This window comes from Actinomycetota bacterium (assembly GCA_023488435.1).
Classification (GTDB): Bacteria; Actinomycetota; Coriobacteriia; order Anaerosomatales; family UBA912; genus UBA912.
Window position 1 is genome coordinate 1 of record JAMDCK010000001.1, and the last position, 17,316, is coordinate 17,316.

Genomic DNA, 17,316 nt, shown 5'->3' on the forward strand with positions numbered 1-17,316 from the left:
GTTTCCTACAAGGATTTGCCCACTTCTATGGATTCTTGGCAGGTAGCGGGCGCCAATCGTCGAACCAGTATCTAGTATGCGCAGATTGGGCGTCCCGCACTTGGGGGTGACGGTGGGATCAGAAGGTATGGAAAGACGCGAGATGATGCACGTCCGCGCGTTGATGGCCAACGCCGACGAAGGATTGATCGCGCTCGATCAAGATGGCAACGTACGACTCTTCAGCGAGGGCGCCGAGAGGCTTTTAGGTGTGCCGCGCAGCCGTGTCCGAGGAGCGCCTCTGGGGAGTTCTGGATTAGACGAACTTCACGACCTTGCCCTCGCAGTCTCCGCTGGGGGCGATGAGGCTACCACGGTCGTCCACATCGAAGACAGGGTGATAGCCTGCAGCGCCTCACACTATGAGGACAGGGCGGGCGGCGGTGTAGCGATAGTCCTTCGGGACGACAGCGAGCTAGTGGCTCAGCATCGACGCTCGCAGGCGATCCTGGAAAGCGTTCACGAGGGACTCATCGTCTTTGCTCCCGACCGTCGGGTGACCTACATCAATCCCGCGGCTTGCGAGATGCTCGATCTCGATTTCGAGGCCACCGTCGGCCGCAGGTTGTCACTACGGGAGCTTCTCGGCGTTGACGACGGCGGCCAGAACGGATCCGCCGAAGGGACCGACAACCACACCATGCCTGATGAGCTGGGTGTTGGTGGACCGCAGGAGATCGACATCACCGAACCAGAACACCGCGTCCTTGCGATACGCACCAATCCCGTCAGGGATGGCACTCAGCGCTACCTAGGCTACGTCTCGACAATCAATGACGTCACGGCTGAGCGCGAGATCGCAGTCATGAAGAACGAATTCGTCTCAATGGTGAGTCATGAACTGCGTACCCCGCTGACTTCGATCAAGGGATACGTCGACCTGATTGTCGAAGGGGCCGCCGGAGAGATAAACGACACCCAAAGAGAGTTCCTCGAGATCGTGCAGGAGAACTCGGACAGGCTGGTCTCGCTCATCAACGACCTGCTCGACATCTCGAGGATGGAATCGGGAAGGGTCCACCTGCGGATCCAGCCGTTGGATCTGTTGGACATCTCGCAAGGGGTCGTGGAGACGTTTCGCACGGTTGCCGACAAAGGCGGAGTCCGCCTCGACCTGAAGGCTCCCGATGGACTTCCGCGGGTCGCTGGAGACCGCGATCGTGTCGGTCAGGTCCTCATGAACCTGGTGAGCAACGCGATCAAGTACTCTCCTGGCGGCGGTTCTGCCACGCTGGCACTGTCGATTTCGGACGGCAAGGTGCTCGCCGAGGTCACAGACACCGGAATCGGCATCTCCGAGGAGAACCAGGCCAAGCTGTTTACCAAGTTCTTCCGGGTCGACTCGAGGCTGACCAGGGAGATCGGCGGCACGGGTCTGGGACTCTCGATATGCAAGAGCATCATCGACCTTCTCGGCGGCGAAGTTGGGATGAGGAGCGAGGAAGGTATCGGGTCCTCCTTCTGGTTCACTCTGCCGATCGCTGATCCGGGGCTGGTCAGGGTTCCGGCGATGGAGGGCCCAGCCCATGTGGAGGGTATCGTTCTTGTGGTCGACAGCAACCCGGATATCGCCGAGCTGATATGCACGTTCCTGTCCAACCGGGGCTACCACACGTGCAAAGCCCACTCGGCAGAAGAAGCGATACGTGTGGCTCGGGAGATAAAGCCGTCCCTGATAACACTGGACGTCATGCTCGAAGACGCGGACGGATTCGAACTCTTGGAACAGCTCAAGGAAGACGACGGTTGTGCCAGCATCCCGATTCTGGTGGTATCGGTCTCTTGTGACGAAGGCAAGTCCCTCAGGCTCGGCGCTAACGAGTACATCGAGAAACCGATCGACTCGAAGAGGCTCGTTCAGATCGCAGATGCCCTGGTCGGACAGGTCGCATCACCGGTCGTGCTGATCGTTGACGACGACCGCTCGATAGTCGGGGCGCTCAGTGAGACCCTCAAGCGCAGGGGCTTCGCCGTGGTCGGAGCTTACGATGGCGCAGAAGCGATGGCGGCAGTGGCGCAACGCCAGCCCGATCTGATCCTTCTCGATCTGATGATGCCGGTGATGGATGGCTACGAGGTGATCGAAGCACTCAAGGGTGCCGAGGAGACGCGCGACATTCCGATCGTGGTGATGACCGCGCACCGAATCGATCAGCTCAAGATCGACCTCGTTGAGATGGCATCCGAGCGACTGTCCAAGCCGCTGCTCCCAGAGGAGTTGGCCGAGAGAGTCGAAGAGCTGCTCTTGCGAAGGCGGGAGTGAAGCATGGCCAGGATCCTGGTCGTCGACGACGAACCTCACATCCTCAAGCTGGTGAGTTTCTCGCTCGTGAACGCTGGACACGAGGTCTTCGAGGCGACTGATGGCGCCTTAGGAGTCGAGGCGGCATCCGAGGTGAAGCCCGATCTCATACTGCTTGACGTGATGATGCCGCTGATGACCGGGTACCAAGCCCTCGAGTTGCTGAAAGCCGAGGAGGACACTGCCGGGATACCTGTGGTGATGCTCTCGGCGAAGAGTCAGGTCTATGAGCAACAGGAGGGCCTTCGACTCGGGGCGCATCAATATGTATGTAAACCGTTCACGCCCCGCGACCTGGTGCAGGTGGTGGACGACATCCTCGCAGGATGCGAGAGAGGGGTTGATTGCGATGGCTAAGAAGATACTGGTAGTCGATGACGAGCCTTCAATCGTCAGATTGGTGACGGCGGCTTTGACGGCGAGGGGTCATGAGGTGACTCCAGCGTATGATGGCGAGGAAGCCCTCGACAAGGTTGCACTCAGTAGACCCGACCTCATAGTGTGTGACATCATGATGCCCAAGATGGACGGACGCGAAGTGGCCAGGCGTCTGGCCGCAGACCCCAAGACCAAGGATATTCCGCTAATCTTCCTCTCGGCAATCGGCGACCTCAACGACCAGCTCGACACGATGGAGGAGGCCGGAAGGGTGTATCTCACGAAGCCCTTCAATCCGAGCGAACTCGGCGATTTCGTGGATGCGATGCTCGACCCGACGAGGCAGAGCGAGATCGAGAAGCTGCGCAAGACCCATCTGGGCAAGTTGCGGGCGATGACCGATATCATGCATCGCCGAAGGGGATAGACTATCATCGACTGGTAGCCCACAACGACCGCGGCCTCGCGGATGGCGGGATGACCGATGTACGTCATAGACTCCGAGCGCACGCCCATCAAGGTGTGGGGCGCTGAAATAGATGACTCCACTTTGGCGCAGGCGCGCAACCTAGCGAACCTACCCTTCGCTTTCGAGCACGTGGCGATTATGCCCGACGCCCACGTCGGTTACGGCATGCCGATAGGCGGAGTGCTGGCCGCGCTGGGCACGATCATCCCCAATGCCGTCGGGCTCGATATCGGTTGCGGTGTATGCGCTTGGCGCACCGGCATACCCGCCGAGGAGTTCCGGAAGCATCGGAGCGAGATCCTCGGCGATGCACAGCGCAGCGTCCCGCAAGGCTTCCACTGGCACCGCGACAGCCAGCGACACCGGACGCGCCTGTTCGATTCGATGCCCAAAGCTACGATCATCTACGAGCAAATCGACAAGATCGAGCGCCAGATCGGGACGCTTGGGGGCGGAAACCACTTCATCGAGTTCCAGCGCGACCTCGAAGAGATCGTCTGGGTGATGGTCCACTCCGGGTCGCGCAACTTAGGCAAACAGGTCGCCGAGCACTACGATGCGATAGCCCGCAAGCTCAACGCAGCTGGGGGCTGGTCGGTCCCAAAAGCATGGGAGCTCGCCTACCTCGACGTGACCGGCGCCGAGGGCATCGAGTATCTCGAGGCGATGGAGTGGTGCTTGCGCTTCGCCAAGGAGAACCGCCGGCTGATCGCCGATTCGATCCACGCGGTCATCACCCGCCGCTTCCCGCAAGCAGACTTCGGCGACGTGATCGACGTCCACCACAACTACGCCGCCATCGAGACGCACTTGGGGCAGGAAGTCGTGGTTCATCGGAAGGGGGCGGTCAGGGCGGTGGGGCGCGTCATAGTCCCGGGCTCGATGGGCACGGCGTCCTACATCTGCGACGGCCTCGCGAACCCCGAGTCGTTCGAGTCGTGCTCCCACGGGTCGGGCCGGGCGTTGGGACGCAAAGCTGCGATGCGCGCCATATCCTCGGAATCGGTGAAGGCCCAACTGAAGGCAAGCGACATCGAGTTCGTCGCCGCCAAGAAAGGGCGAATCGCCGAAGAGGCACCAGCAGCCTACAAAGACATTGAGGAAGTGATGACGGCGCAGGCCGACCTCGTCAGGCCGGTAGTGCGGCTGCTGCCAATGGGAGTGGTCAAGGGGTGATCGGCTCAGGACTTACGGACCCAGACCCTTGGACATTCCGGCTATCATCCCGCCGAAGTATGGGATGAGCCAGATCAGCCACACGATGAGGCTGTAGCGGTGGAATCCCTCTTTGGCTTCCTGGCTCCCGCGCGCCAGGACCCAGCTTGCCCAGATGGCATGCAGCACCATCAGCACAAGCGCCGACGTCCCTGTGATGTCGTGGATGAGACTCGATTCGTAGCCGGCCCTCGTGAGCTCCTTCATCAGCCACGTGCCGTACGCGTCCCAAGCCAGGCCAACCCAGAAAGCGATCACGTGCCAGAGCTTCAGGTCACGTGCGAACCGCTCGCCCCACACCCCGGCGGAGTAGAAGACGAGTGCGAGCGACATCGCTATCGATGGCCATATCAGGTAGTCAGGCATGCGCCATCATAGCATTGCGGTTGACCCTCCCTCGGCATTTAGCTATCCTGTGCGAACCACTCGAGATCAGTGAAGGAGGTGCAAAGAAGAGAGCATGATTTCCCTGTCCCAGTTCGTGATGATGATGGACATGATGATGACCCAGCCCGGGCCTGGTCGCGTTTGCGGCTGTTCCGGGCGCCTCGGCCGCCCGGCCGGACGCTAAGGTCGGGTACATCTATCGGTTTCATCGACACGAACAACGAAAGGCAGGTTTATCATGAGCGATTCTACTGCACCCGGCGCCGATGCGCCCCGAGTCCCCGGTTTCGACACCACGGCCGTCCAAGGCGGCGCAAGCCCCGATCCCACCACTGGCTCACGGGCTGTCCCGATCTACCAGACGGTCGCGTACAACTTCAAGGACACCGATCACGCCGCCGATCTTTTCGGCTTGCGAGCGTTCGGTAACATCTACTCGCGGATCATGAACCCCACCAACGACGTGCTCGAGCAGCGCATCGCGTTGCTGGAAGGCGGCACGGGAGCCCTGGCCACGTCCTCAGGGCACGCCGCCGAGGTTCTCTCGCTGCTCAACGTCGCCGGAGCCGGCGATTCGATCGTGAGCTCGAACTCGCTTTATGGCGGCACGTGGAACATCTTCCTCCACACCTTCCGAAGGCTAGGCATTGAGGTCCGCTTCGTGGAGACCACCGACACCGATGGCTTTGCGGCGGCTTCCGATGCGACCACGAAAGCGTGGTTCGTCGAGACGATCGGCAATCCTCGGCTGGACGTACCGGATCTTGCTGGCTTGGCCGAAGCGGGACGATCACTGAACATCCCGCTCGTTGTCGACAGCACGTTCGCCACACCGTACCTTTGCAAGCCGATCAAGCACGGCGCAGCCGTTGTTGTCCACTCGCTCACCAAGTGGATCGGCGGGCACGGAACCTCAATCGGTGGCGTCCTGGTCGACGGCGGGAACTTCGATTGGGGCGGCGGCCGGCACCCATGGTTCACCGAGCCGGACCCAAGCTACCACGGCTTGAAGTTCTGGGATGTCTTCGGCGACTTCCCGGGCCTGGGCAACGTGGCGTTCTCGATCAAGGCGCGCGTTCAGCTCCAGCGGGACTTCGGCGCGTCACTGTCTCCCTTCAACGCGCAGCAGGTGCTGCTTGGGCTCGAGACGCTGTCGTTGCGCGTGCAGCGGCACAGCGACAACGCGCTTGCGGTTGCGAAGTACCTCGAGGAGCATCCCAAGGTGGAGTGGGTCACGTACCCCGGCCTCGAATCGCATCCGACCAAGGCCAACGCCGACCGCTATCTCGAGAACGGGTACGGCGGAGTCATCGTCTTCGGGGTCAAGGGCGGCAGGGATGCAGGTCGCACACTGATCGACAACGTCGAACTCTTCAGCCACCTGGCGAACGTGGGCGACGCCAAGTCGCTCATCATCCACCCAGCGACCACGACGCACAGCCAGCTTTCCGCCGAGGAGCTACAGGCCGGCGGCATCTCCGAGGATTTGGTCCGACTCTCCGTCGGTATCGAGAATGTCGAGGACATCATCGCCGACCTCGACCAGGCTCTAGGCAAGGTGTGATAGCACGATGAGCGGGGTAAAGGTAATCCGACTGCCGGTCGACTTGAAGTTGGCCGGCGGCGGTTACCTCCCGAGTATCGACATCGCGTACGAGACCTTCGGCGAGCTGGATCGCAATCGATCCAATGCGGTGCTCATCTGCCATGCCCTGTCAGGGGATTCCCATGTGGCGACCGGCCCTTGGACCGATGGAGTCGAGCGACCGGGTTGGTGGGAGCCGATCGTTGGGCCCGGCAAGGCCATCGATACAGAGAAGTACTTCGTGATCTGCAGCAACGTTCTGGGCGGATGCTCAGGGACGACCGGTCCCGGGAGCATCGACCCGATCACAGGCGAGCCCTACGGACTGCGCTTCCCGCTGGTGACGATCGAGGACATGGTCGACGCGCAAGCCGCTCTCCTCGACGAACTCGGGGTCGAGCGCCTGCTTTGCGTGGTCGGCGGATCGATGGGGGGCATGCAGGCGCTTTCCTGGAGCCGAAGATACCCGCAGCGGGTCGCGAGCGTGATCGGGTGCGCAACCACATGGAGACTGGCACCGCAGGCCATCGCATTCAACGAAGTGGGCCGCACGGCCATCCTCGGCGATTCAGGCTTCATGGACGGGGATTATCCGGCGGACCAGCAGCCAGAGCATGGCCTCGCCATCGCACGGATGATCGGCCACATAACCTATCTTTCCGAGGAGTCGATGCGCGACAAGTTCGGCCGAAGGCTGTCCAGGAGAGAAGAGCACGCTTACGACTTCGTCACAGAGTTCGAGGTGGAGAGCTACCTTGCGCACCAGGGCCGGAAATTCGTGGAGCGGTTCGACGCGAACACGTACCTGTACATGACCAAGGCGATGGACTACTTCGATCTCGCGGGCGGGGCGCCCTCTCTCGCAGAGGCGCTGCGCGATGTGCGGTCGAGGTTCCTGTTCCTGACCTTCTCCAGCGATTGGCTCTTCCCGACGCACGAGACCAAGGAGATCGTCGATGCGCTCTGCCAGGTCGGTGCCGAGGTCAGCTTCGCCGAGATAAAGAGCCCCTACGGCCACGACGCCTTCCTGCTCGAGCCCGAGGAGCAGACGGCGTTCGTCAAGCCGTTCCTGGCAAGTGTGTACGAGAAGGAGCTTGCGGCCGCATCCAGCAGCCTCGAGGAGGTCGATGCCGTATGACGCCTGCGGATCTGTTGAGAGCTGACCTTCGGCTGATCACCGACATCATCCCGGCGGGCAGCCGGGTCCTCGACCTAGGCTGCGGGGACGGCTCGCTCATGGTGCACCTGCGCGACGAGAAGGAGTGCGAGGTCCGAGGCATCGAGATTCTGCCAGATAGGGTGGCGACCGCAATCGGACGCGGGCTATCCGTGGTGCAGGGCGACCTCGATGAAGGGCTGGGTGCATTCCCGGACCAGCTGTTCGACGTGGTCGTGCTCTCCCAGACCCTGCAGGTCGTGCGCCGACCGGCTTTCGTACTTGGCGAGATGCTTCGGGTCGGCCGAAGCGGCGTGCTCACCTTCCCGAACTTCGGGTATTGGCGCATCAGGGGCTACCTTGCCCTACGCGGCAGGATGCCGGTATCCAAGTCGATCCCGTACTCTTGGTACGACACACCCAACATCCACCACACGACGCTGAAGGACTTCCGGGATTTCGTGGTCGCCAAAGGCGGCGTGATCGAGCGCGAGATCCCTTTGCGCGTCTCAGGCTGGAGCAAGGACGCCAGCCCTCGGCATGTGCTCCCCAACCTGCTTGCCGATACGGTCCTGGCGGTCGTGCGGGCAGCTGATGTCGGCGAGTGACCGCATTACGTGCTACGCTTGGCAGGTGGATGATGTACTGTCAGATGTGGACAATCAGGTAAACGACCTGGCTGCACTGGGGTTCTCCGATGATGTCCGAGAGCGCTTCGGGGGCTATGTCGCCTCCGGGTTGCTTCCTGCCAGGATAACCCGCGTCGACCGAGGCATGCCCATCGCACTCAGCGAACAGGGAGTCTTCCGCGTCGAATACTCGCCGAGCTTGCGCGAAACGTCGGGCTCCACCCCCAAAGGTGCCGTTGTCGGGGACTGGGTCGGCCTGTCTCGGCCGGATGGACACCAAGCCTGGTTGATCGACGCCATCCTCCCCAGAAAGAGCGCATTCCACCGAAAGGACCCTGCCGAAGGGACCGAGCAACAGGTGGTGATCGCGAACGTCGACGTGATCTTCGTCATGCAGTCACTCTCGGGGGCGGGGATCAACGTTCGCAGGCTGGAGCGCGAATTGGTGATGGCCTGGGAGAGCGGCGCGGTTCCGGTGATCGTCCTCTCCAAAGCCGACCTGGTCGATGACCCCGACGGCAAGGCCGCCGTGGCCCGCGAGATCGCCTTCGGCGTCGACGTCATCATCGAGAGTGCAGTGACTGGACTCGGAGTCGAGGAGATCCTGATGCGGATACCGGCCGGGTCGACGGCTGCTTTGCTCGGCAGTTCGGGCGTGGGGAAGTCGACGCTGGTGAACAGGTTGCTGGGCACCGAGTCGATCAAGACGGCGCAGACGCGATCGAAAGACGACAAAGGCAGACATACGACCACCGCCAGAGAGATGTTCGCTATACCCGGGGGAGGCGTCATCATCGACACACCCGGCATGCGCGGGCTGTCGCTTTGGAACTCCCACAAGGGGATGACGGCTGCCTTTCCCGACATCGTTTCGCTTGAGGAGCAGTGTCATTTCGGCGATTGTGCGCACGATAGAGAGCCCGGTTGCGCTGTGTCTGCAGCGGTTTCGGCTGGCGAGCTGAAGCAGGGACGAGTCGATAGTTGGCGAAGGTTGCAGGCAGAGCTCGACGAGCTCACCGTCCGCCAGGAGGACATCGCCAGGCGCGGCGATGGCAAGAAGTCGAAGTCGCGTCCGGTTGGCCCCAACCACAAGGCGAGAGGCCGAGGAGTCGATCAGGAGTATTGAGGTGTTGGAAAATCAGGACTATCCTGTTCCTTTGCATGACATAGCGCCGAAGCGAGAGCAGGGTCTTCGCCCGTGAGGATACATCGGTTCCAGAATCCATTCGAGCACTGGCTGAGCGGCTTGGCTGCCGAACTCCTAGCCTTTGCCCTTTTCCTGCTGGTTGTAGCGGGGGCAGTCGTTTTACTTGCGCGGATGCTGTGAAGTGAGGTCGTTTCGTTGCTACCTCGTATGACGTGGGTCGACACAAGGATCATCCTTTACTACACGGGGCTGTTCGTATTCGGGATCGCGGCTGCTATGGCTGTGCCATTGGTCACGGGAATAGTGATGGCCGAGTGGAACGCCGTGCTCGATTATCTGGTGGGCATCTCGGCAGCGCTGGTCATCGCCGGAACCCTGCGATTCGCAAGGGTCGATAACGCAAGGGTGACACACACCCACGCCATGATCCTCACTGCCTCCGGATGGCTTGCGGCCTCGCTGGTGGCGGCGATACCGCTATCCCTTTCGCCCGCGTATGCGAGCTACCTTGATGCGCTCTTCGATTCCGTGTCGGGGCTGACCACCTCTGGGCTGACGGTGGTGACCGGCCTCGATCACATGGCTCACGCCCACAATATGTGGCGGCATCTGACGCACCTCATCGGTGGACAGGGTATCGTCGTTGCAGCGATTTCGCTTTCAATCGGGTTGCGCTCGGGCGCCTTCTCCTTGTATGTTGCCGAAGGCCGAGACGAACGCATCATGCCCAACGTGATCCACAGCGCAAGGTTCATCTGGTATGTGACCGCAGTCTACGTGCTGTTGGGTACAGTCGCTCTTACGGCAGTGAACTTCAGTTTGGGGATGGAGCCGGCAAGGGGGGTGCTCCATGCCTTCTGGATATCGATGGCTGCCTACGATACCGGCGGATTTGCACCACAATCCATGAATGCGCTCTACTACCACAGCTTCGCGTTCGAGATCGTGACGCTCTTCCTGATGATCGGCGGAATGATGAACTTCAACCTCCATGCCCAGGTCTGGCGGGGTGATAAAACCGAGCTTTGGCGGAACATCGAGACCAAAGTGCTTGCCACCAACGTCTTCGTGCTTTCGAGCGTCGTGGCCATAGGACTTGCCGCAACCGCTGTCTTCAACGAACCGATGGAAATCCTGCGAAAAGGTATGTACCACGTGATATCGGCGCATTCGGGCACCGGCCATCAAACCCTCTATGCGATCCAGTGGTTCACCGACTACGGTGGAGGTGCGGCTGCTGCGATAATCCTAGCGATGGCTGCCGGAGGCGCGGTCTCCTCGACAGCCGGTGGCATCAAGGCGCTCAGGCTAGGGATGATAATCCAGACCATCATCCATCAGATCAAACTCGCGATGTCTCCTCGCAGCGCGATCGTCACCACTAGGTTCCATCACCTGGGCCAAAGGCTGCTTACTCCTGAGATCACCAGCGCCGCTGCCATCGTGTTCATTCTGTACGTCATCACATACATCACAGGTGCGCTGATCGGCGTGGCGTATGGCTACGGTGCTGCCGAATCGCTGTTCGAGTCGATATCGGCAACTGCGAACGTAGGGCTATCCGCGGGAATAACCAGCCCCGACATGCCTGCCGGGTTGAAGTACCTCTACATGTTCCAGATGTGGGCCGGCAGACTGGAATTCATCGCGGTGTTTGTCTTGATGACCCAGGTGCTGGCGTCCGTCGCATCGCTTCGGAAGGGCAAGAAGTGAGACGCGCGAAGGTTCTGGCCGTAATGATAGCCGTGGCCCTGTTTGCAGGCCCAGGCGTGGCACCTGCCACGGGGGCGTTCTCTCCCGACGAGCTCATCGGCTTGGAGCGGCATATGGACGGCCGAAGGGTCACGATTCAAGGTGAGGCTATCGGCGAGGAACTGCGGGCCGGTCAAGATTATCGCTGGGTCAATCTCCTCGGCGAGTCGGTGGCGGTCGGTGTCTATATGCATGAGATGGACGCAGGTCTTATCGACAGCTTCGGCTCGTACAGGCGCACAGGCGACATCGTCCGGGTCACCGGAATCCTGAATATCGCATGCGATGAGCATGGCGGGGACCTGGACGTCCACGCACAGATCGTCGAGGTCGTTGAGGAGGGCCAGCCGATTTCGCGGGAGCTTGAGGCATGGAAACTGCTCTTAGTAGGAGCTGCTCTCGCTGTGTTCGCTGCTCAGACGCTTGTCTATCGTTGGCTCAGAGCCAGGAGCATGTGAGCCTCCTCGATCCCAAGCGCCCTTTGAACTCGCCAAGGAAGAACGGATACCGATGAAATCAGACCTACGGGCGGCAAGTCCGAGCCCGAACACCGAAGACCTCATCTCCCTTTCGGGTGTCGTCAAAGTCTACGACACGGGGGAGGTTCCGTTCACCGCACTCCGGGGCGTGGATCTGCGAGTCCGCAGCGGAGAGTTCGTCGGGCTTATCGGCAAGTCGGGGTCGGGCAAGACGACGCTGATTAACATGATTACCGGCATCGATCACCCGACAAGCGGCTCGGTGATGATCGCTGGAACGCCGGTTCATGCCCTGAAAGAGAATGCACTGGCGATTTGGCGCGGTAGGACGATAGGCGTCGTGTTCCAATTCTTCCAGCTGCTTCCTACGCTCACCGTAATCGAGAATGTGATGCTCCCCATGGACTTCTGCAACGTCTACGCTCCGGCCGAGCGCCCGGAGCGTGCGATGGCCCTGCTCGAACAGGTAGAGATTGGCGACCAGGCATACAAGCTACCTAGCGCCATCTCCGGTGGGCAGCAACAGAGGGCGGCTATTGCAAGAGCACTGGCCAACGACCCGCCGATAATCGCCGCAGATGAGCCCACCGGGAACCTCGACTCCAAGACTGCGGATGCGGTTTTCCATCTGTTCGAGTCACTGGTTGATGCAAACAAGACGATTGTCATGGTGACGCACGATAGCGATCTGGCTTCGCGGGTCCGCCGGGCCCTGCATGTCTCGGATGGCGAGATCACCCAAGACGTGCAGCGTTCTCCCGGCAACGACTAGATGGGGGCGTAGAGCCAGTGGCTTCGCCGAGGTGGCGCAAAGTATTCAGGGACCTCTATGGGCACAAGTTCCGTACCCTGCTGGTGGTCCTGTCGATCGCGGTCGGGATATTCTCCATCGTCGTCGTCCTTGGGGCCAGGGGCGTCCTGCTCCGTGAGTTCGAGGTGGTCTTCGAGCACTCGAATGCGCCGATCGCGACCATATGGGTCGACCGCGCTGACGATCGTCTGGTAAGCGATGTTGCCGCAACTGAGGGCATCAGAGATGCCGAGGGGCGGCGCTCCATATTCCTGCGCTTCGAAGAGGGCAGGCTTCCTGAGGACACACCAGCGACCGGCTGGAACACACTGCGCACGATCGCCGTTCCGGATTTCCGCAATCAAAAGGTCGGACGCTTCACGCCGGTGAACACCCAAGCCTGGCCGCCAGGCCGGGGCGAGATCCTGCTAGAGCAGTCTGCTTCGGCGATAGGCGATTACGAAATCGGCGACATGCTCACGGTCGAGACGCCGGCGGGCAAGAGGGCCACGCTCAGGGTCGCCGGATTCGCGCACGACATCAACGCGCTGCCCGCGCATTTCGTGGGAATGGCAACAGGGTTCATCTCGATGGAGACTCTAGCGCTGCTCGATGAGCCGGAGGAATACAACACGATCACGTTCGTGGCGGATGACCCCGACATCTCTCGCGCCGAGGCACTGGCTCTCAGCGATTACGTCAGCGAAGAGGTCATCGCCGAGAAGGGCGCGAGGGTGCTCCAGACCCAGGTTCCGGAGCCGGGAAGCCACTTTTTGGGCGACATCTTCAAGGCCGTCTCTTTGTTGCTGCTTGCCCTAGGTGTGCTGAGCATGCTGCTTTCCGGTTTCCTGGTGGTAACGACCATGCAGGCGCTCATCTCGCAGCAGGTCAAGCAGGTCGGGATCATGAAGGCAATCGGCGGCAAGACACAGCAGATCATGAGGATGTACACCGGAATGGTCTTGATCTACGGCGTCATGGCGATCGCCATAGGCGTTCCCGTTGGGATAGCTGCAGCCCAGTGGTTCGCAGACTTCGGCGCGGGGATGCTCAACTTCCGCATCACCTCCTACATGCCGCCGCTTTGGGTGGTGGGTCTCGGGGTGCTCATTGGGCTGACGATCCCCCTGGTGGGGGCGATCTTCCCCATCGTGTCGGGCACCCGGATGCCGGTGGTGAGAGCACTTACGGCGACAGGACTCTCTCGGACTAATTTCGGTCACGGGCTGGTCGATCGCGTCCTGGGGCTCATCCACGGTTTGCCTCGGCCGATAGCGCTGAGCTTACGCAACACATTCCTGCGCAAAGGCAGATTGGCTCTGACGCTCACCACACTCATACTTGCAGCGTCCGTGTTGATGAGCGTGCTCACGGTGCAACGCTCTATCCTGGCGACAGTGGACACGGTAGACATCTGGCGCTCCGACGCGCAGTTCCAACTTGCGGTCACCGAGCCTGCCGACCGGCTGCTGTCGATAGCGATGGATGGACGCGGGGTGGCGATGGCCGAAGGTGCCCTCGATCGGAGAGCGACTTTGCTGCGCGCGGATGGCAGCATGAGCGACGCGATCAACATGATCGGGCTGGCACCCGAGACGACATTCGTCTCCCCGGTCATCGAACAGGGCAGATGGCTCGAATCCACCGACACTTATGCGATTGTCGTGAACTCCGACGTTCTCGATGACTCCCCCGAGTTCTCGCTTGGCAGGGTGGTCGAGCTGAGCATCAGGGGCGTCGAGCGCCAATGGAGGGTCGTGGGCGTGGTTTCCAGCGGCTTGATGGGTCCCGTCATCTACGCTCCCTACGATCAACTCGACTCCGTCCTGCAAGGCAACGGCGGGATCAATCGCGTCTTGGTGAGAACGGAGTTCAGTCACGCAACCGCGCAGGAGCAGGCGGCGAGGGATCTCGAGAGGCGATTCGAGCAATCTGATGTTGCCGTACTCTCAATGCAGACCCAAATCGAGGAGCGAGACACAGTCGCCGAGCAACTCGGCATCCTCGTGATGTTCCTGGCGATCATGGCGGTCATTCTCGCCTTGGTGGGCGTGATCGGCCTTACCGGAACGATGACGATAAACGTGCTCGAAAGCCAGCGCGAGATCGGCGTCATGCGTTCCAACTTGCGGTCACCGAGCCTGCCGACCGGCTGCTGTCGATAGCGATGGATGGACGCGGGGTGGCGATGGCCGAAGGTGCCCTCGATCGGAGAGCGACTTTGCTGCGCGCGGATGGCAGCATGAGCGACGCGATCAACATGATCGGGCTGGCACCCGAGACGACATTCGTCTCCCCGGTCATCGAACAGGGCAGATGGCTCGAATCCACCGACACTTATGCGATTGTCGTGAACTCCGACGTTCTCGATGACTCCCCCGAGTTCTCGCTTGGCAGGGTGGTCGAGCTGAGCATCAGGGGCGTCGAGCGCCAATGGAGGGTCGTGGGCGTGGTTTCCAGCGGCTTGATGGGTCCCGTCATCTACGCTCCCTACGATCAACTCGACTCCGTCCTGCAAGGCAACGGCGGGATCAATCGCGTCTTGGTGAGAACGGAGTTCAGTCACGCAACCGCGCAGGAGCAGGCGGCGAGGGATCTCGAGAGGCGATTCGAGCAATCTGATGTTGCCGTACTCTCAATGCAGACCCAAATCGAGGAGCGAGACACAGTCGCCGAGCAACTCGGCATCCTCGTGATGTTCCTGGCGATCATGGCGGTCATTCTCGCCTTGGTGGGCGTGATCGGCCTTACCGGAACGATGACGATAAACGTGCTCGAAAGCCAGCGCGAGATCGGCGTCATGCGAGCCATCGGAGCCTGTCACCGGTCGATATACTCGATCTTCATCACCGAGAGCCTGGTGATCGCGCTCATGGCGTGGTTCGTCGGAGCGCTGCTGTCGTGGCCGATGAGCGTGGCGCTGACCGATATGCTTTCCGATGCGATGGGGCTTCCGCTGGCATACGCTTACTCGTGGAGTGGTGTGGCGATATGCCTGCTCGCGATGATGGCGGTCGCATTGGCGGCAAGTCTGCTACCCTCGTATCGCGCATCGCAGGTCAGCGTGCGTGATTCGATAGCCTGGGAGTAGGGAGCTTTATGCGCGGGATCGGTGTGCTGGTCAACGTTGCTGCGATCATGTTGGGCGCCGGAATCGGCCTGCTCTTCGGGCGGCTGATCTCCGAGAGATTCAAATCCATAGCATTCATCGCAATCGGGCTGTCGACCATGATCCTCGGTGCCTCGATGAGCATTGGCGGACTGACATCGCTGGGATCGAGCGACCTGGGTAAATACTCGTCGCTCGTGTTCGTTGGCGCGCTTGTGATCGGCTCTCTGGCTGGCGAAGCGATGCGCATCGAGCGCCGCCTAGAGTGGCTAGGCGAGAAACTGCAATCCGCCGCGACACGCATGCCGATCCTAGGTCCCGGAAAATCAGCAGAGCCCTCCGAGAAGGGCCACACACTCGTCGAAGGATTCGTTGCGGCGTCCTTGCTCTTCGGGGTTGGGGCCATGGCGATCCTCGGATCGATCCAGGATGGCCTGGGGGACCCCTCGCTGCTGTACCTGAAGGCGACTCTCGACGGGATGGCGGCGATCGCTCTGGCCACGACCCTTGGCGCTGGGGTGGCGCTCTCGGGGATCGTGATCCTGCTGCTGCAGGGGAGCATCGCCCTCGGCGCAGCGTCTCTCGAGCCGCTGATCACACAGGCCGTGCTTGACGCGATCAAGGCTACCGGCGGTGCACTCATCTTCGTGATCGGCCTGGACCTGGCCGGGATCAAGCGGTTCCCGGTGGGTAACATGCTGCCCGCAGTCTTCGTCGCGGCGTTTCTGGCCGGGTGGCTCGGATGAGCGACATCGAGCCTGCCGAAGCGCTCGCAAGCGCGCCCGCTCCGCCCGCAGGGGCCACCGAGACGCTGGCGATCCCGAAGTTCAACTGGGCCGCCTTCCTGATCCCGCCGATATGGGGGATCGCCAACCGTCAGTGGTGGGGCGTGATGTTCCTGCCGGCCTGGGTCTTCGTCGACAACATGCTGCGCTCCGAAAGCACGCTGGGCGCCTGGACGACCGTCGCAGGCATCGGCATGGCCGCGGTCACCGTGGGCCTGCAGGCGATCTACGCGCGCACCGCCGACGGCATCGCGCTACAGCGGGTCACCACCCGCGCGCAGTACGAGCGCTACATCCGCTACCAGCGGATATGGCGGGTCGTGGCGGTGTTCGCGTTCATCGGCATGGCGGCGTGGATCACGACGTTCATCATGACGGGTGGACCGCTCGACCGACCTTGAACGCACTCGGGCAGATGTCCGCGAGGAAGCATCCGTCACACGCCGGTCGCTTGGCGTCGCACACAGCCCTCCCGTGCGTGATCAGGTCGAAGTTCATCCGATACCACACCTGCCGAGGAAACACCGCCATCAAGTCGCGCTCGATCTTGTCGGGGTTCTTCTCGGAGGACAGACCGAGGCGGTGCGCGAGTCGCAGCACGTGCGTGTCGACGGCGATGCCGACCACGACTCCGAAGGCTGTGCCCAGCACGATGTTGGCGGTCTTCCTCGCGACGCCGGGCAGGCGCGTGAGATCCTCCATGGTGTTCGGGACCTGGCCGTCGTACTCGGCGACGACGATCTTCGCGGTCGCGATGATGCTGCGGGCCTTCTGCCTGAAGAACCCGAGCGAGTGCACGAGAGCCTCGACGTCCTCCTGCTCGGCTTTGGCCAGCGCCGCCGCATCCGGGTAGGCGGCGAACAGCGCGGGGGTGGCCTTGTTGACGGCGGCATCGGTGGTCTGAGCGGAGAGGATCACTGCGATGAGCAGCTCCCATGGATCGCCGAAGTGCAATGCGGGCTCAGGGTCCCCGTAGGCGGCCTCGAGCCTCTCGGCGTAGAGTCCGGCCAGGCGGCGGCGCTCGGCATCGTCGAGCATCGGTATCGGCTCTTGGGGCACGGGGCGCTCCTTCCTGTGGTGGCTAGCTTCGAACA

Annotated in this window: 17 protein-coding genes; 15 read left to right on the forward strand and 2 right to left on the reverse strand. The window is 61.6% G+C overall.

Going from position 1 to position 17,316, the window contains the following annotated elements; genetic code table 11:
* Positions 1–142 precede the first annotated feature (142 nt).
* From M1617_00005 to M1617_00020, 4 genes are read left to right on the forward strand one after another with little or no spacing between them, the layout of a single operon-like run.
* The gene (locus M1617_00005; protein MCL5886683.1) at positions 143–2,302 is read left to right on the forward strand and encodes a response regulator; all 2,160 of its coding nucleotides are present in this window, start codon (positions 143–145) and stop codon (positions 2,300–2,302) included.
* 3 nt (positions 2,303–2,305) lie between these two features.
* Positions 2,306–2,698 (forward strand): response regulator, encoded by a 393-nt coding sequence (locus M1617_00010; GenBank protein MCL5886684.1) that lies wholly within the window; start codon positions 2,306–2,308, stop codon positions 2,696–2,698.
* On the forward strand, positions 2,691–3,146 hold the full coding sequence (locus M1617_00015) for a response regulator (GenBank protein ID MCL5886685.1): 456 nt from the start codon (positions 2,691–2,693) through the stop codon (positions 3,144–3,146). The genes M1617_00010 and M1617_00015 overlap by 8 nt, the downstream gene beginning before the upstream one ends.
* A gap of 57 nt (positions 3,147–3,203) precedes the next feature.
* A complete protein-coding gene (locus M1617_00020; protein MCL5886686.1) occupies positions 3,204–4,364 on the forward strand; it encodes an RtcB family protein in 1,161 nt (386 codons plus the stop codon).
* Positions 4,365–4,376: 12 nt separating this feature from the next.
* Here M1617_00020 and M1617_00025 read toward each other — a convergent pair whose 3' ends face one another.
* Positions 4,377–4,769, reverse strand: coding sequence for a TIGR03987 family protein (locus M1617_00025; GenBank protein MCL5886687.1), 393 nt, complete (start codon positions 4,767–4,769; stop codon positions 4,377–4,379).
* 259 nt (positions 4,770–5,028) lie between these two features.
* On the opposite strand from M1617_00025, the gene M1617_00030 reads away from it, so the two are divergent.
* The 11 genes from M1617_00030 (at position 5,029) to M1617_00080 (ending at position 16,623) form a co-directional block, all read left to right on the forward strand.
* On the forward strand, positions 5,029–6,354 hold the full coding sequence (locus M1617_00030; protein ID MCL5886688.1) for an O-acetylhomoserine aminocarboxypropyltransferase/cysteine synthase: 1,326 nt from the start codon (positions 5,029–5,031) through the stop codon (positions 6,352–6,354).
* A 7-nt stretch (positions 6,355–6,361) separates the two neighbouring features.
* Positions 6,362–7,513, forward strand: a complete 1,152-nt coding sequence (locus M1617_00035) for a homoserine O-acetyltransferase (protein ID MCL5886689.1) — start codon at positions 6,362–6,364, stop codon at positions 7,511–7,513.
* Entirely contained in the window at positions 7,510–8,139 is a 630-nt protein-coding gene (gene metW / locus M1617_00040) for a methionine biosynthesis protein MetW (protein MCL5886690.1), read from the forward strand. Before M1617_00035 ends, metW begins: the two co-directional genes overlap by 4 nt.
* A gap of 25 nt (positions 8,140–8,164) precedes the next feature.
* Entirely contained in the window at positions 8,165–9,286 is a 1,122-nt protein-coding gene (rsgA, locus tag M1617_00045; protein ID MCL5886691.1) for a ribosome small subunit-dependent GTPase A, read from the forward strand.
* A 228-nt stretch (positions 9,287–9,514) separates the two neighbouring features.
* Positions 9,515–11,020 carry a TrkH family potassium uptake protein gene (locus M1617_00050; GenBank protein MCL5886692.1) on the forward strand — a complete coding sequence of 502 codons (1,506 nt, stop codon included), beginning with the start codon at positions 9,515–9,517 and terminating at the stop codon, positions 11,018–11,020.
* Complete coding sequence (locus M1617_00055) at positions 11,017–11,517, forward strand: hypothetical protein (protein MCL5886693.1); 501 nt, start codon at positions 11,017–11,019, stop codon at positions 11,515–11,517. The genes M1617_00050 and M1617_00055 overlap by 4 nt, the downstream gene beginning before the upstream one ends.
* Before the next feature lie 52 nt (positions 11,518–11,569).
* Positions 11,570–12,310, forward strand: coding sequence for an ABC transporter ATP-binding protein (locus tag M1617_00060; GenBank protein ID MCL5886694.1), 741 nt, complete (start codon positions 11,570–11,572; stop codon positions 12,308–12,310).
* Positions 12,311–12,327: 17 nt separating this feature from the next.
* Positions 12,328–14,493: an ABC transporter permease gene (locus tag M1617_00065; protein ID MCL5886695.1), complete on the forward strand. Its 2,166-nt coding sequence runs from the start codon at positions 12,328–12,330 to the stop codon at positions 14,491–14,493.
* 23 nt (positions 14,494–14,516) lie between these two features.
* The gene (locus M1617_00070) at positions 14,517–15,419 is read left to right on the forward strand and encodes an ABC transporter permease (protein ID MCL5886696.1); all 903 of its coding nucleotides are present in this window, start codon (positions 14,517–14,519) and stop codon (positions 15,417–15,419) included.
* An 8-nt stretch (positions 15,420–15,427) separates the two neighbouring features.
* Positions 15,428–16,183, forward strand: a complete 756-nt coding sequence (locus tag M1617_00075) for a DUF554 domain-containing protein (protein MCL5886697.1) — start codon at positions 15,428–15,430, stop codon at positions 16,181–16,183.
* The gene (locus M1617_00080) at positions 16,180–16,623 is read left to right on the forward strand and encodes a hypothetical protein (protein ID MCL5886698.1); all 444 of its coding nucleotides are present in this window, start codon (positions 16,180–16,182) and stop codon (positions 16,621–16,623) included. Before M1617_00075 ends, M1617_00080 begins: the two co-directional genes overlap by 4 nt.
* On the opposite strand, the gene nth is transcribed toward M1617_00080, so the two are convergent.
* On the reverse strand, positions 16,592–17,281 hold the full coding sequence (nth, locus tag M1617_00085; protein ID MCL5886699.1) for an endonuclease III: 690 nt from the start codon (positions 17,279–17,281) through the stop codon (positions 16,592–16,594). The genes M1617_00080 and nth overlap by 32 nt on opposite strands.
* Between the last annotated feature and the right edge of the window lie 35 nt (positions 17,282–17,316).